Annotated in this window: 15 protein-coding genes; 3 read left to right on the forward strand and 12 right to left on the reverse strand. The window is 60.2% G+C overall.

The window, feature by feature from the left end; all coding sequences use genetic code 11:
- Positions 1 to 6 precede the first annotated feature (6 nt).
- Genes AC4PTT_RS21190 through AC4PTT_RS21205 form a run of 4 tightly spaced genes read right to left on the reverse strand, consistent with a single transcriptional unit; the run spans position 7 to position 3185 of the window.
- The gene (locus AC4PTT_RS21190) at positions 7 to 450 is read right to left on the reverse strand and encodes a tripartite tricarboxylate transporter TctB family protein (protein ID WP_492162674.1); all 444 of its coding nucleotides are present in this window, start codon (positions 448 to 450) and stop codon (positions 7 to 9) included.
- A gap of 60 nt (positions 451 to 510) precedes the next feature.
- Positions 511 to 1464, reverse strand: a complete 954-nt coding sequence (locus AC4PTT_RS21195) for a tripartite tricarboxylate transporter substrate binding protein (protein WP_492162675.1) — start codon at positions 1462 to 1464, stop codon at positions 511 to 513.
- Positions 1465 to 1491: 27 nt separating this feature from the next.
- Positions 1492 to 2172, reverse strand: a complete 681-nt coding sequence (locus AC4PTT_RS21200) for an RraA family protein (protein WP_492162676.1) — start codon at positions 2170 to 2172, stop codon at positions 1492 to 1494.
- 2 nt (positions 2173 to 2174) lie between these two features.
- Positions 2175 to 3185, reverse strand: a complete 1011-nt coding sequence (locus tag AC4PTT_RS21205) for a hydroxyacid dehydrogenase (RefSeq protein WP_492162677.1) — start codon at positions 3183 to 3185, stop codon at positions 2175 to 2177.
- Between the two features lie 180 nt (positions 3186 to 3365).
- Between AC4PTT_RS21205 and AC4PTT_RS21210 the strand changes: the two genes are divergently transcribed.
- On the forward strand, positions 3366 to 4262 hold the full coding sequence (locus tag AC4PTT_RS21210) for a LysR family transcriptional regulator (protein ID WP_492162678.1): 897 nt from the start codon (positions 3366 to 3368) through the stop codon (positions 4260 to 4262).
- Positions 4263 to 4396: 134 nt separating this feature from the next.
- Here AC4PTT_RS21210 and AC4PTT_RS21215 read toward each other — a convergent pair whose 3' ends face one another.
- The 4 genes from AC4PTT_RS21215 to AC4PTT_RS21230 form a co-directional block, all read right to left on the reverse strand.
- Positions 4397 to 5710, reverse strand: a complete 1314-nt coding sequence (locus AC4PTT_RS21215) for a YjiH family protein (RefSeq protein WP_492162679.1) — start codon at positions 5708 to 5710, stop codon at positions 4397 to 4399.
- Between the two features lie 88 nt (positions 5711 to 5798).
- Positions 5799 to 6095, reverse strand: coding sequence for a Dabb family protein (locus AC4PTT_RS21220; protein ID WP_492162680.1), 297 nt, complete (start codon positions 6093 to 6095; stop codon positions 5799 to 5801).
- Positions 6095 to 7051 (reverse strand): arginase family protein, encoded by a 957-nt coding sequence (locus tag AC4PTT_RS21225; protein ID WP_492162681.1) that lies wholly within the window; start codon positions 7049 to 7051, stop codon positions 6095 to 6097. Before AC4PTT_RS21225 ends, AC4PTT_RS21220 begins: the two co-directional genes overlap by 1 nt.
- Before the next feature lie 14 nt (positions 7052 to 7065).
- On the reverse strand, positions 7066 to 7752 hold the full coding sequence (locus AC4PTT_RS21230; RefSeq protein WP_475085566.1) for an IclR family transcriptional regulator: 687 nt from the start codon (positions 7750 to 7752) through the stop codon (positions 7066 to 7068).
- Between the two features lie 96 nt (positions 7753 to 7848).
- Between AC4PTT_RS21230 and AC4PTT_RS21235 the strand changes: the two genes are divergently transcribed.
- Both AC4PTT_RS21235 and AC4PTT_RS21240 read left to right on the forward strand, forming a co-directional pair.
- The gene (locus tag AC4PTT_RS21235; RefSeq protein WP_492162682.1) at positions 7849 to 9147 is read left to right on the forward strand and encodes an amidohydrolase family protein; all 1299 of its coding nucleotides are present in this window, start codon (positions 7849 to 7851) and stop codon (positions 9145 to 9147) included.
- Positions 9148 to 9161: 14 nt separating this feature from the next.
- Positions 9162 to 10814, forward strand: coding sequence for an S-methyl thiourocanate hydratase (locus tag AC4PTT_RS21240; protein WP_492162683.1), 1653 nt, complete (start codon positions 9162 to 9164; stop codon positions 10812 to 10814).
- 409 nt (positions 10815 to 11223) lie between these two features.
- Here the strand turns inward: AC4PTT_RS21240 and AC4PTT_RS21245 are convergent, their stop codons facing one another.
- Genes AC4PTT_RS21245 through AC4PTT_RS21260 form a run of 4 tightly spaced genes read right to left on the reverse strand, consistent with a single transcriptional unit; the run spans position 11224 to position 15640 of the window.
- Entirely contained in the window at positions 11224 to 12084 is an 861-nt protein-coding gene (locus AC4PTT_RS21245) for a DUF296 domain-containing protein (protein ID WP_492162684.1), read from the reverse strand.
- Complete coding sequence (locus tag AC4PTT_RS21250; RefSeq protein WP_492162685.1) at positions 12081 to 12821, reverse strand: SDR family NAD(P)-dependent oxidoreductase; 741 nt, start codon at positions 12819 to 12821, stop codon at positions 12081 to 12083. The genes AC4PTT_RS21245 and AC4PTT_RS21250 overlap by 4 nt, the downstream gene beginning before the upstream one ends.
- A gap of 21 nt (positions 12822 to 12842) precedes the next feature.
- Positions 12843 to 14474: an acyl-CoA synthetase gene (locus AC4PTT_RS21255; RefSeq protein WP_492162686.1), complete on the reverse strand. Its 1632-nt coding sequence runs from the start codon at positions 14472 to 14474 to the stop codon at positions 12843 to 12845.
- Entirely contained in the window at positions 14471 to 15640 is a 1170-nt protein-coding gene (locus AC4PTT_RS21260) for an acetyl-CoA acetyltransferase (RefSeq protein WP_492162687.1), read from the reverse strand. Before AC4PTT_RS21260 ends, AC4PTT_RS21255 begins: the two co-directional genes overlap by 4 nt.
- Between the last annotated feature and the right edge of the window lie 8 nt (positions 15641 to 15648).

The raw sequence follows: 15648 nt of genomic DNA on the forward strand, positions 1-15648 counted from the left end.
GTCCTGTCAGAAACGACCTGTCGGAAAGTCCTGCGACATCCCGAAATCAAAGATCAGCCAGACCGTCCCCACGACGATCAGCGTTGCAACGCCGAGACCAAATGGGTTGCGATATCCGAAGGCCCAGGCCACGAGCGGGATAGACAGTGCAGTGCTGGGATAGAAACCGATCACATCGGTGGCGAGAGCATAGCCGAGAATCAGCAGGAAGGCGCCGGCGACACGCCTAGGCGACTTTGTCATGGTGGTCGCTTCTTCGCCAGCGGAGGCCTTGCGCTGATCAGCGACTAGCAGAACGATGGCAAGAACGATGAGACCGGCAAGCATCGCAGCGGGCAGCAATGCCGATATCGGTCGCAACGATACCGTCGGAAAGAGAAATGCCGACGCGGCGGCGACGATGCCGAGAGCGGTCAGCGTCTCGGGCCGAAGGATGCGGTTTTCAGACATTGCATTGGCTCTATCTCAAAGAGGATGGAGACGCGGGGACCAGGCCCCGCGTGATAAGCATCAGTTCCAGGGAGTGGTATCCCAGACCTGCTGAGCCAGGGCGCGCAGATCCTTCGTCAAAGCCTCGAACTCTTCCCCTGTCACCACTTCGACCGGATTGGCGGTCTCCTTCATGGCCTTGAGGAAGTCGGAATCCTCGGCAAGCTGCTCAAAAGCCGCCAGAAGCTTTGCCTGAACATCTTCGGGAAGCCCCGCCGGTGCTACGAAGCCTCGCATGGAACCGTTGACGAGGTTCAGGCCCTGCTCTTTGAGGGTCGGCAGATCCGGCGCGAAGTTCGAACGCTCCACGGTCGCCACTCCGAGAACATTGAGCTCTTCCTGGAACTCAGCAACCTCGGAAATGTTAAGAATACCCATGGCAACGTGCCCACCCATCAGTGCAGTGCGGGCAGGGGCCGAGCCCTTGAAGGGCACGATCGTGAACTCGGTTTCAGTAAGGCCTTGCAATTTGATCAGCGCGAAATGGTCATCACCGCCGAGGCTCGACATGCCGACCGTGATGGCACCAGGGTTCGCCTTGGCCTCTGCGAGCAGCTTGTCGAGGGTATCGAGGCCGCTACCTTTCGACGTCACGATGACGTTTGGATCGTTCACGACATTTGCAAGATAAGTGAAGCTATCGGCATCGTAATCCGCCTCACGATCAATCGTGCGGGCCATCATGCCAGGCAGATTGAAGGTTCCGAGCGTGTAACCGTCCGGATCCGCGTTCGCGGCCGCAGTCACGCCGATCTGTCCACTCGCTCCGGGCATGTTCTTGACGACGAGACTTGCGCCATCACCTAGATATTTCTCGATGAAAGGCGCGGTGGTGCGCGCCATTACGTCGGTGCCACCGCCAGCGGAATAGCCGACAATCACCTCAATGGGTTTTTCCGGATACTCCGCCATGGCTGCGCCCGCAGCCATGATCATTGCACCAGCAAGTGCAGATGTCTTAAGGTAATGAAACATGGTATCCCCTCCCTTTCTTGGGATATTTCAGTTCAGTGGAAACTCGCAACCCCGTTCCTTAAGGGCGGCGTCGACCCAGTTGCGGTCGTTCTTGCCCTCCGCGATTGCCTTCATCTGGCGCAATTCCGCATCCTGCTTCGCAAGGGTCTTCTGGAGAACGTCGTCTGCATCAGCAAGCGGAACGGACAGGACGCCATCGGCATCCCCGATCACGATATCGCCAGGCTCAATCACCATTCCGTCCAGGCTGATCGGAACATTGATCTCACCGGGCCCGTCCTTGTAGGGGCCGCGATGGGTAACGCCGGCAGCGAATGTCGGCAGATTGGTTGTGACGAATGCTTCGAGGTCACGGATTGCGCCATTCAGAACGAACCCGGCAACGCCGCGCTTGACCGCATGGGCCAGCATCAGTTCTCCCATAAGCGCATTCGTCAGGTCTCCGCCTGCATCAACGACAATCACGTCACCCGGCTCAGCCAGATCAATCGCCTTGTGGAGCATTAGATTGTCGCCTGGACGGCTCCTTACGGTCAGCGCAACACCCGCAAGCCCGCCAGAGGCATGCATTGGCCGCAGCCGCGGACCTGCTGCCCACAGGCGCGCCATACTGTCGGAAACGTTGGCGACGGGTAGCTTGGCAAACTCCGCGACAAGCGCGGCAGACGCGACCTGGTTTCGGCTGCAGATTCGGAAACCGATGGACATACTCATTCTCCTGCCTTGGCGTCTAGATTGCCGGCTTGCTCCAGAAGTGCACGATTGGCGATACGTTCGGCGGGCACTGGCTGGCCTTCGAGGATTTGCAAGATACCGCGCACCGCCTCGACACCGACACGCGCGCCGGCCTCGCGGGTGACACCGCCAATATGCGGCGTCAGAACAACACGCGGCTCATCGAAGAACGGATGATCTGCCGACGGCGGCTCCACCGAAAATGTGTCTAATCCCGCCCCCGCGAGATGCCCCGACCCGATGGCGGCCAAGAGGGCATTCTCATCAATCAGCGCCCCACGAGCGGTATTGATCACGTAACTGCCTTCGGGCATCCGTGCGATTGCGCTGGCATTGATGACCCCGCGTGTCTGATCTGTCAGCGGGCAATGCAGACTGAGAACATCAGAGCGCTCCAGCAATTCCTCAAGAGAGCTGCAGCGTGTCGCCCCGACTCCCTCAAAAGCCGACGCAGCGGCATAGGGATCGTGCCCCAGCACCTCAACTCCAAGCCCCTTCGCAATGCGGCCCGTCGCCTGTGCGATCGCCCCCATTCCGAGCAAGCCCAACCGGGCTCCCGCAAGCTCGCGGCCAAGAAAGCCCGCCTTCTCCCACCGACCCGCGCGCAGCCCCGCATCGAGCGGCAGGATCTGCTTCACGGTTGCCAGCATCAGCGCGACAGCATGTTCCGCGACCGAAACGGCATTCGCGCCGGTCGCAACGAGAACAGGTATCCCCCGGGCGGCCGCTGCTTTGAGATCAATATTGTCCACGCCAACGCCATGCTTGGAAATCACGCGCAATTTTGGAGCGTTGTCCATGACGGTCGCGTCCAGACGCCCCATGCGGGAGACAATGCCTTCTGCTTCGGTTTCGATCAGCAATTGCGAGATCAGTGCGCCGTCGGCATAGGCCGGAGTATGAACGGTTTCATAGCCATGCTCTTTCACAAGATCGACCGCGCTTTGATCCAGATACGGTCCGGTCACAAGGATTTTCTTGCTCATACGTACATCTCTTCGCTCTCCGCAAAGCGGAAAGCGTTTATGCTTCCATTCTGATTGATTGACTGCGCCTGACGCCCAACCCGCCCGGCTAAACTCCTCTACCGTCTTGAATAAACGGCAGAATAGCTTAATGAAAGCGAATATTTCTCGCTGATAGATTAAGCAAATCTGGATCTAAATATGGATACCCGACAGCTCAAGACACTGGTTGCAATCGCAACAAATGGCACGTTCGCCCGTGCCGCAGACGAGGTGAACCTGACCCCCTCGGCCGTCAGCCAACAGATCCAGGCCCTGGAACAGGAACTCGGTATCTGCCTGTTCGAACGGACCTCCCGCCCTCCCAAGCTGACCTCGCAGGGCCTGCAAATCCTTGAAATGGCGCAGGAGATGCTCCGTCTTGAAGATGACACCAAAGCCAGTCTGCGCGGCGAAAAGTTCGCCGGCACGATGATGCTGGGCTCCGTCCGCTCAAGCGCCTTGAATCTTCTACCGAACGCGATTGTTCAGATGCGCCATCAGTATCCCGAGTTGAAGACCAATCTCAGGGTTTCACTATCCTCCACCTTGATTGCAGATGTCGCGGCCGGACGCCTTGATGCGGCAGTGGTTGCCGAACACATTGGAATTCCCCCGACGCTGCGCTGGAGTCCCTTTCTCCGCGAGCCGCTCTGGCTGATCGCCCCCGGGGCCACAGAGGCCGCAGACGCAGCGCAGCTTCTGACGGATCACCCGTTCATCCGCTTTTGCAGCCCCGTGCCACTTGCCAATCTGATAAACACCGAGATCTCGCGGATGGGTGTTGCAACCAACGACGTAGCCGAAATTGACACCATCGGGTCCATCGTCACATGCGTGCGACAGGGTATGGGCGTTTCTGTTGTGCCCCATGTCGCGCTTCAGGAGCCCGATGAGCGAAATCTGGTGAAGGTGCCATTTGGCAATCCGCAGGTTACGCGGCAGATCGGGATCGTTGAGCGGATCGTCTCACCGCGTGCTGAAGTCGTCGCCCGCCTTCACGAAGTCCTCGTCGGACTTTGCGATCCACACGGGGTACGCCGTTTGGAAGGCGGATAGTCATAAGCAAGAAAGGCCTTCGCGGCTCTTCAGGCCGCTTTGCCGGGCAAAAGACCGCCCGGCACGTATCTCGTTGCATCTCTGTGCCCATCGTTCACCAATCAGACAGGTTTGGCGGGCCCTGCCTCTGACGTTCAGACAATTTGTCCGAGATGAGCCACCAGTACTGCAAGCGGGATGCTCAGAAGAACGCGGATGATCCAGATGAGCACCAGATGCGGAACTTTCACCGGGATCCCGGTGGCCAGAATGCAGGGGATGGAACCTGCAAAGAACAAGACACCCGAGACCGATGTTACACCGAAGATGTAGCGGGATAGCATCGGCGCATCGCCCAGCATGCCGGTAGGAAAGAACATCTCGGCAAGCGCTGCCGCCATGGCTTTGGCCGTCAGCATCGCCTCTGGCACCTGCAGAACGGCAAGCAGCGGGTAGAAAATCATGCCCAGCCAATCGAAGACAGGCGTATACGCACTGAGCAGAAGACCGAGCAGGCCAACCGACACACCGGTCGGCAGAATGACCGAAGTCATCTTCAGTCCGTCCTTGATGTTCACCATTAGCAGGCGTGCGAGGGTTGGATTTTCTTCAACCCGGCTCAGTCCGGCATTCAACGCGGACCTGAAATAGCCCTGACTGGCGATGGCTTGTTTATGGTCGGGCTCGGGGTGGTCTTCATAAAGTGTGATCGGCGGAATTCGTGCCGTGATGGCGGTCACCGTGAAGGTCACCAGAAGGGTCGTCCAGAAGTAGAAGTTCCAGATGGGAAGAAGTCCCAGAACCTTGGCCACGACCACCATGAAAGTGACAGAGATCGTCGAGAAACCGGTAGCGATGATGACCGCCTGGCGGAAGGAATAGGACTTGTTCAGATACATCCGGTTGGTGATGAGCAGGCCGATGGAATAACTGCCAACAAACGAGGCAACGGCATCCACTGCCGAGTAGCCCGGTGTGCGCCAGACGCGCCGCATGACCGGCTCGAGAAAGACACTGCAAAATTCGATAAGCCCGTAGCAGATCAGGAAGCTCAGCCCAATGGCTCCGATCGGAACGATCAGCCCCAGATTCAGAACCAGCTTTTCAAACAGAAAGGGCATCATGTCGGGAGTAGTGATCACTGCGGGGGCAACGCCAAGCAGATAGATCACCGTCACGATCAGGCCCAGAACCTTGAAAGCAGAGAATACGGCCTCTCCGAAAGAACTGCGCCAGGTGCCCTGAACGAAAGGCGAAATTGCTCCGTACGCGATCAGCATCAGCACGAAGACGATGGCTGCGGGCCGGGCATGTTCGACCACCGCATTCGCAGCATGTACCGGCAAAATTGTCGTGCGCCCTCCCAGCGGCATCTCGACAAAGAAAATCACGATACCGACAAGGCTTAGCAATATCATCTTGGCGAGGGAGGCCCCTCGGGATGACTTCTCTGTGGTAATTGTGGTCATGCTTCCTCCCTTTCCGCGATGCATTCACATGCGGATCTTTGCGTTACTTGGCTCTTTGGTGGGAATGCGTCCCGGCAGACGCGGCGGATCAGGACATCAGGTAATCCGCGATCCGCGCATCGAAAATGTCCTTCGTAGCGACCAGGACCGCTTGATGGGCGGGATGGGCGCTGTACTGGTCCAGCCCTTCCTGATCCCGGAACTGCCACAGGGTTGCATAGTCGAAGGAATGCGGCTTGCGGGAAACGTCCCAACCCAGCTCGGCAGTTTCCACGGTGTCGATTTGCGCGGGCAGTTGCTCAATCATGTCGACGGCTTTGATCACACGGGGATCATCGCGCGAGACGCCTTCCTTGAGCTTGAACATGACGATATGGCGCAGCATCAGGCGGTTTCCTTGCAGTTTTGGCGCCGGTCGAGCGTGGCGCCGATGACGTTGCAGATCAGCCGCGTGATCGCGACCGATGTGATGTTATGGGTGTCGAATTCCGGATAGTGCTCGGCGAACCCGATTCCGCGCAGGTTGCATCGCGTGACAAGGTCGCGGATCAGGTCCACGCCATCGTAGAATTGAAGGCCGCCGGGCAGTGGCACGCTGGTGCCCGGCATGACCGACGGATCAAAGCCGTCACAGTCAATGCTGATGTAGACATTGGCGCCATCGGGAAACTGCGCCAGAGCCCGGGCTATGCCATCACGCGCAATCTCACGGGCTGTGATGATCGCATTTCCTGCGGCCAGTGTATCTTCGTAATCGTTGCAATAAGCACTGCCGATGCCGCGCGCGCCCACATGCACGATCTTGCTGAAATGCGCCATCTCGCGGATACGACGCATTGGGCTCGAATATCCCTGCCGGTTTCCGTTCACCTCATCCCGGTAGTCGAGATGCGCATCAATCTGCAGCAGATGGATATCAGAATGGGCATCCAGCCCGGCGCAGATCGGAATAGGTGTCGAATCGTCGCCACCCAGGACGATTGGCAGGGCCTGCCTTTCAACTGCGGCACGCACACGGTCTTCGATAACGCCAACATGACGGGTGGGATCTTCGACAGGGCCGATGCAGTCACCCAGATCGACGAGACCGATATTGTCGGGATCGAAGAACGGCCCTCCCAGATCAAAATCGTAACGCCCCTTGAATGCGTGATACCGTGCAGAAGACGAGCGGATCGCGCCGGGAGCACGGGACGCGCCGGGCGCGATACCCTGTACCGTGTAAGCAAAGCCAAAGGGCGCGCCGATAACCGCAAACCCGCCCGCCTCAACGTCCTGCACCACTCCGGTCGGGGCGCCGAGAAAGCTCGGTCCCTGTTGCACGGTGGCGTAACCATTCATGAATCTGCCTCGTTTCAAAGGTTCTCTTCCATTTTTGCGACTTCCGCGCGCAGCAAACCGGCTATCTGGGGGATGTCGTCATCGGAGATGCGGAACGTGGGACCAGTGATGTTCACGGCGCCGACAAGTTTTCCATCGGACCCGTAGACCGGCATCGCGATTGCAGTCACATCCGGCTCCAGTGTCGTGCGTGAACTGCGGAATTCTCCTCTTGGGCAACCCTCGCTGAGAACAGCGCCTATGACCGTGCCCTTAACCGGAACATGCTGTCCGACCCAGCGCACGTGCCGCACGGCAAGCGGGCTGTCGCACTGCTCGAGATAAACAACCTCGTCAGGGCTCGCGAGCTGACCGAAACAGACGGTTTCCCGGGTCTGGTCGCGCAGTCGCTCCAGATGAGGGCGGATCACGTCCGGCAGGTTCAGGCAGCGCGACAGGGACAGCGCGATGCGCATCATCCGTGCGCCGGGCGCGTAAAGGCCATCATCGCGCTTACGGATGTAACCTTCACTCTCGAGTGTCTGAACCAGACGCACTGTCGTGCTCGAGGGCAGGCCAAGCTCCTCTGCGATGTCCTTCATCGAAAGTTTGGGGCGCTCGGGAGTGAACAATTCGATGATTGAAAAGGCACGCAGGGCAGACCGTACGCTATCGCGCCCCTTCTTGTCGCCAGCCTCGCCGACCGTCGTCGATCCTGCCATCAGGCACCTCCTTTGCTTGACTTCTCCCTTTTGTCGTATAGGACAGTTTCAAATTCTGCAAGACGGAGTTTAATTCCGCTATACGGAGTCAGTTTTATGAAAACAGCTGTCGACCTCATTATCGCCAACGCCGGTGAGCTGGTGACCTGCGCCGGTCCGGCGACCGGAGTTGCAGGAGCCGCGTTGGCCGACCTGCCGGTGGTACTGAACGGGGCAGTAGCGATTCAGGAGGGATGTGTTGCGGCCACGGGCACCACAGAAGAAATCCTGAACCGGTTCTCTCCCGGGGAGCTGGTCGACGCGAAGGGCAGGCTTGTCTCGCCCGCTTTGGTCGACCCCCATACACATCTGGTCCATATGGGCAGCCGTGAAGACGAACTCGAAGCCCGTGCGACCGGCAGCAGTGCAACCAAGGGAATCTCGACCGGAGGAATCCGCACCACCATTGAGCAAACCAGCGTAGCCGACGACCAAACTCTCACCAGGTACGCCCTTCATACGCTGGACCAGATGGTCTTGAATGGCACCGGGACCGTCGAAGCCAAAACCGGGTATGGGGCGGACATGGATCAGGAGCTGCGCCTGCTGAAGCTCACCCGTGATCTGGATGTCCTGCATCCCGTAGAGGTGATCCCGACATTTCTGGGTGCCCACATCCCGCCACAGGAAGGACGGGAAGCCTTCGTGCAATCGGTTATCGACGCCCTGCCGCAGGCCGCGCAAATCGCCGAGTTCTGCGACATTGCCTGCGACGCGGTTTGCTTCACTTTCGAGGAAAGTGATCGCATTGCAGAAGCGGCGACACACCTTGGAATGCGACTGCGCATCCATGCCAATCAGGCTTCGCACTGGCCGGGCCTGAAACTGGCGGCAAAGTGGAAAGCCGCCAGCGCCGATCATGGTGACTACGCTACCCGGGAGGACCTGGAGGCCATGGCCGCCGCCGGCGTCGCGTTAACGCTTTTGCCCGGCGCGAATTTTCACATGCTCGAAGCAGTCAGCACACTCGACGGCGACACCATCGGCCCGGCGACGAAAAATCACCTGCCGCAGACCGGGCAGCTCCTGCTTCAGTCGGGCTGCGTTCCCGCGGTCGGCACCAACTACAATCCTGGCTCATCTCCGTGCCTGTCGATGCAGATGATGATGCAGCTCCTGCCGCGCATTTTTCGGATCGGCTTTGCACCGGCCTGGTACATGGCGACGCTGAACGCTGCCGCAACGCTTGGACGCGGTGATCGCATCGGCAGCCTGGAGCCCGGCAAAGAAGCCAATCTCATCGTGTGGGACGTCGAACGGCACGGACAGGTGATCGACCGCTTCGGCGGCAATCACGTCCGCGACCTCTGGCTGAAAGGTCACCAGGTCGTCTCGAACCGCAACCTTTCCGACTAAAACAGGGGTGAACAATGTCCGATAACCACAGGCCCGTAGCCGCTGCGCGTGGACTTGCGCTGCGCTGCAAGGGGTGGCGGCAGGAAGCAATTCTCCGCATGCTTGAGAACAACCTCGAAAACGCTGAGCGCCCCGAGGACTTGATGATCTACATGTCGCGCGCCAAGGCGGCGCGGGACTGGCCGGCCTTCGACCGCATCTGTGCCGCCCTGAAGGTACTGGAAACGGATCAGACACTGGTCATGCAGTCAGGCAAGCCAGTCGGGCTGTTTCCCACACAGGACACGACGCCGATCGTCATCATGGCGAATGGCAACCTCGTTGGCCGCTGGACGGAGGTCTCCAAAAGGCGCGAGCTCGAGAACCGGGGCCTCACCATATTCCCGGGCATGACCGCAGCCGCGTGGCAGTACATTGGCAGCCAGGGCATCCTGCAGGGCACCTACGAGACGTTCAAAACCGTCGGCCGCCACCATTTCGATGGCAGTCTTGCCGGGCGCTGGATTGTCACGGCCGGCTGCGGCGGCATGGGGGGAGCACAGGCGCTGGCGGGCAAACTTGCCGGGGCTGTTACGCTGGTGGTCGACGTCAACCGGCGGGCCCTGGAACGGCGGATGGAGAGCGGATATCTTGATCTGATTGTCGATGATCTCGACAGCGCGCTGCAGATTTGCAACGAGAAACGCGCAGCCGGTGACGGCGCGGCAATCGGCCTTTGTGCAAATGCCGCAACCGTGCTGACGAGCCTCATCGAACGCGACATCATTCCCGACGTGGTGACGGATCAAACCGAGCCGGACGCCTATCGCGGCTACGTGCCTGAAGGCATGACTGCCGAGCAGTGTCTGGAGGCCAGAAAGTCCGACCCCGAGGGGCTTGCGAAGGCGGCAAACCAGACCATGCTGAAGCACTTCCGGGCCATGCTGACCCTGCGTGATCAGGGTGCAATCTTCTTTGAATATGGCAACAATTTCCGCAGCGTCGTATCCGCGCTCGGCGAGGCACGCGCTTTCGAGGTGGATTCCTTCGTGAAGGCATATATCCGCCCACTGTTCTGCAGCGGAACAGGCCCGTTTCGCTGGATCGCCGCTTCCGGCGACCCTCGGGATATTGACCTGATTGATAATCTGATCCTGGAAAACTTCGCCCCCGACAGCCCGATCTCCCAATGGATTCAGGTCGCTCGCGATCATGTCCAGCACACGGGTCTCCCAGCGCGGATCGGGTGGCTTGGTTTTGGTGAACGCTCGAAACTGGCGCTCCTGGTAAACCAGGCCGTTGCCGATGGGCAGCTGTCGGCCCCCATCTGCTTCACGCGGGACCATCTTGATTCCGGGTCTGCAGCGCTTCCATTCCGCGAGACTGACGGGATGCGGGACGGATCGGATGCCATCGCCGACTGGCCTCTGTTGAACGCACTTCTCAACGCCTCTGCCGGCGCCGACCTTGTAGCGATCCACGAGATGGATGACTGGGCGCGTTGTGCGGGCGTAACGCTTATCGCCGATGGCAGCAGCAGCGCAGCAGCAAGGATCAGGAACGTGCTCGATTGCGACACGGGGATCGGTGTCGCACGACATGCAGACGCCGGGTACGAAGCAGCGATCGAGGCCATGATGCAACCCGCCTACACCTCCCGGATAAGGCCCGCTGACAGTCTCGACTGAGTCAGAGAAAATGCCGGCAGGGTCTCCCTGCCGGCATTTGTTATCTGGATTGCACTGCCCATCAAACGATTGGCGCACCAATCCCTGCTCCACACTGACATCATAGCGGGTAACAAGCCCACATAGCCTTATTTCCGCCAGCTAATGAAGAGCTATGTAGGTGCTGTGAGGTTAATTGAATGCGGTCGCGCGAAGATGGTCACAACATTTGTCAGGCTGGCAGTGCACGCATGGCCCTCCATTCAGCCAGGGCATAACGCCGATGATTTCGAAGCTGTGCTGCAGAGCGGTTGGTTTGGGACGGGGCGAAGAGGATAAGGACTGCTTTAGCAAACCGATGGACAGGCCCTCGTCTTCCTGATCGTTCACGCTTTCGCAACGTTAGGTGAGATTCTGCGCCCCGCCCCCTTCATCCAAGTATCAAAAGCTCGAACGTGACGCATACGGGGTTCACGCCGCGCACGAGCACGCCCTCGGCAATCGCACCATCCATGCCGACCAGGGCGATATCGAGCCGCGCCCTCGGCCCCTGCGCCGTGCGCCGCACCCTGCCTTCCCGGATCAGCACTTCGGTGGCATAGGAAGAGACGTGGCCACCGCCCTCGAAATCGGAACCGACGAGGCTGCCGATGCCAAGCACCTCGGCCTCATTGAAGCCATGTTCGGCGCAGATCGCTTCGACCGCTTCGCAGATGTCGCCATTGGGGTGAACCGTGGCGAGCACCGCATGCCGCCCCCGGGCCCGGGAGCGTTCGGAAGCCGCCGAAACACGCGGCGTGAACAGGCGAAAATTCGTCTCTACATCATCTGTAACGTCAAGAATTGCACCGGAAACGCCGTAGGCACGCACCTGCGTGGGGCTGCGCACTTCCGCATCGAAAGGCAGAAGATGCCCCATGCGAAGTCCCTCGCCCGGCACGTCCCATGATCCATGGCAATGCAGAAACGGTTCACCGTCGCGACGCCCCAGATGAAACCCCGCGCGCCGGATCACGCCCCCCGAGGGGGGCGCATGGGTCTCGCTATACCAGGCGGCATGGCTCTCATCGGGGCTTTCGGCCGGGATTACATAGTCCATGCGCTTCATCGGCACGTCTTCAAGCAGAACATAGCCTGCCTCAAACCCTTGTGCGGACAATGCGTCGGCCACGCTGGAAACGATGCACCTGCCCGGTTCCAGAGTGAGCGTCAACGAATGCGCCTCGCACGCCACGGCGGCATGGCGGTCATGCGCGGGCGGACCGGGATGCCGGATGCTACGGCCACTCATGTCGAAAGCCCCGCCGTGACAAAGCCACCATCGACGGAAATCACCTGGCCGTTCACATAGCCTCCATCCTCGGACATGAGGAAAGCAACCGTTCCGGCGATCTCGCCAGTGGTGCCATAGCGGCGCAACGGCACGCGTTTATGCCACTGGGCACGCACATCCTCCGTGTGTACCGCCCGCGAAAGCGGCGTATCGATCGGACCGGGCGCTACGGCATTTACGCGAATGCCTTTCGGCCCCAGCTCATTGGCCATCACCATGGTCATGGTGTTCAGCCCCCCTTTCGAAGCCCCGTAGGCGGTGCGGCCCCTGTTTCCGCGCAGGCCCGAAATGGAACTGATGTTGACGATGGAGCCTCCCGCACCGCGCTCGAGCCAGTGCCGGGCAGCAGCCCGCGAAACGATGAATGCGCCGGTCAGGTTGACGTCCAGTATGCGACGGAAATCCTCCACACTGGTCTCGACCGCCAGACAATCCATCCCGATGCCGGCGGAGTTGACGACGCCGACGAGTTGCCCGGCCTGCGCGATCTTTCCAATGGCCCCGGCCACCGACTTCTCGTCCACCACGTCACAAACGAACCCGCAATCCGCCGAAATGCCGAGTTCGGAGCAGGCATCCGCCAGCATCTGCGGCTCCAGATCGAGGAGCCAGGGTGAAAAACCGCGTGCCAGCAGCAGCCTTGCCGAAGCCAGACCGATTCCAGACGCGCCCCCCGTGATGGCGACACATTTCATGTCCTCTCCTCCCATCGCGCGTCAGCCCGTACCGGCCGTGTCGAAAACGGTTATCTCCCCGCGCCTTTCGAGTTCCGCGCGGATCATCTTCTTCGTGATCTTGCCGTAGGCTGACTTCGGCATTGAATCCCAGAAAAGGAACTGCTTTGGCAGTTTGTAGCGCGCAACCTTGCCGTCGAGCCAACCGCGCAGATCAATGCGCGCCACATCCACACCCGGTCGGGCAATGCAGACGGCAACCCCAGCCTCTCCCCAGACCGGGTCAGGAACGCCCAGGACCGCCACCTCGCTGATGTCGGGATGCAACAGGATCTTTTCCTCGATCTCCCGGGGATAGATGTTGGAGCCGCCCGAAATATACATGTCCGACGAACGACCCGTGATGTACACGAAGCCCCGTTCGTCCATCCGGCCCAGATCGCCTGTGCGAAACCAGCCGTCACGGAAGGATTTCGCGTTTGCTTCAGGGTTGTTGTAATAGCCGGCAAAGACAGCGGGACCGATGACGCAGATTTCGCCCTGCCCGCCCAGCGCAACCTCGCCGCCCTGCTCATCCTGAATCTGCACCTGCATGCCCGTGCGTTCGAAACCGCACGTGCCGATGCGCGCATGCTCGCCATCCCCCAGCGAATGTGCGGATGGCGGCAGAACGGTGATGTTGCCCGTTACCTCGCCAAGCCCGAAATACTGCACGAGAACCGCGCCCAGTGTCTTCAGCGCCCGCTTCTGATCGGCCCGGTACATGGGAGCGCCAGCATAGATAACGTAACGAAGCGTCGAGTGGTCGTACCGCTCCACGGAAGGGTCTTCCACCAGCATCTTCAGAATGGTCGGAACGGTGAAGACATTGGTGACCTTCCATTTCTCGATCAACGACCAGACCAGATCCACATCCAGTCTTTCGGATGGCGGCAGGATCGTCTTGACGCCATGCGCCACCTGGGTGAGCTGATGCACCCCGGCACCATGCGAAAGGGGAGCGACGACGATGGACGCGTCGTCCGGGCCGGTTCCCGGCATCAGATCACAGAGATGATTGGTGATGACGAACGCGAGTTGGCCATGGGTCAGCACTGCTGCCTTGGGGCGGCCCGTTGTGCCTGACGTGAAGAAGAACCAGCACGGATCATCCCGGTCGACCGCCACGCTCGGCAGCTTCCTGCCAAGATGGCGTTCGACCAGCACGTCGTAATCCTCCGCAAAACCGGCGGGACCAATGGCGATCATGTGCTCCAGATGAGGCGACGTATCCCTGCAGACACAGGCATGTTCGGCAAATTCCGCGCCGCAAATCATCACCCGCGCGCCGCTCGCCTGGCCCAGATACGCAACTTCCTCCGGCGACTGCCGGTAGTTGGTGGGAACCCAGACGGCACCCACCCGAAAACACGCAAACATGGACTCGAACATCTGATTACAGTTGGACGACTGCACCAGAACCCTGTCGCCCTTCGTGACCCCGAACTCAGCGACGAGCGCGTGCGCCATGGCCTCGACACGCGCCTCCATCCGCGACCAGCTCCAGACCGCATCCCCCCAGACGAAACCAGCCTTGTCCGGATCGCGGCGCGCCGCCTGCGTGAGAAAATTGGCCAGATTCATCACGCGCGTCGAACAGGGAGCAACGCCCCCTTCGGGTGCGGGAGTTTTCATTTCGCACGCTCCATGATGGACACGTAATTGGCCACGGCAGCGCCACCCATATTGAAGACACCCGCAAGCTCCGCATTCGGCACCTGCATGTCACCGGCCTCGCCGGCGAGTTGCATCGCGGCCATCACATGCATGGAAACACCCGTCGCGCCGATGGGATGCCCCTTCGACTTGAGACCGCCAGACGGGTTGACCGGCAGCCTGCCGCCTCTGGCGCTGATCCCCTCGCGAATGACCCGGTATCCCTGGCCGGGGCCGGCAAGGCCCATGGCCTCGTACTCGATCATCTCGGCAATGGTGAAACAGTCATGCGTCTCCACGAAGGACAGATCGTCGATCCTGAGCCCCGCCTCATCAAGCGCTCCGTTCCAGGCGCGGCGCGCCCCTTCGAAGGCCAGCACGTCACGGCGGCTCAGTGCGAGAATATCATTGACGTGGCGGCGTCCGCGAAAGCTGATGGCGCGCTGAAGCGAAGCGGCCGTTTCCTCGTCGGCGAGCACGATTGCCGCCGCACCGTCGGAAATCAGCGAACAGTCGGTGCGGCGCAGCGGACCGGCAACACGGGGGTTCTTCTCGGACGCGGTGTTGCAGAAGTCGACGCCGAAATCCTTGCGCATATGGGCGTAAGGATTGAGCACGCCATTGGCATGATTCTTGGCGGCAATCATGGCGAGTTCCTCAGAGTGATCGCCATAGCGCTGGAAATAGGTCTGCGCGATGCGCCCGAACAGGCCAGCGAAACCACCCTCCACATCCGCTTCTTCCTTGCGGTAACTTGCACAGAGAAGAATATCCCCCACCTCCGAGGTCGGCAGCGCGGTCATCTTTTCGGCCCCCACCACGAGGGCGATGCGCCCACGGCCCGCTTCGATGAAGTCCATCGCGCTGTAGAGTGCGGCCGACCCGGTCGCACAGGCATTCTCAAGTCGGGTCGCCGGCACATGCGCCAGCTTCTCGTTGCCCATGGCGACGAGCGCCCCCTGGAAGTCCTGCTTCGAGAACCCGTTGTTCATGACGCCGACGAAAATTCCGTCGAGATCGTTCATCTCGATGCCTGCATGGTCCATCGCCGGGGTGGCAACGGAGGCCATGAGTTGCTCGGTATCTTCCAGTTCGGATTTCCCGAAGGGTGAATGCGCCCAGCCGACAATCTGTGCTTTTGTCATGTGCTCTG

The sequence above is a fragment of the Nitratireductor sp. WH36-1 genome (assembly GCF_058725515.1).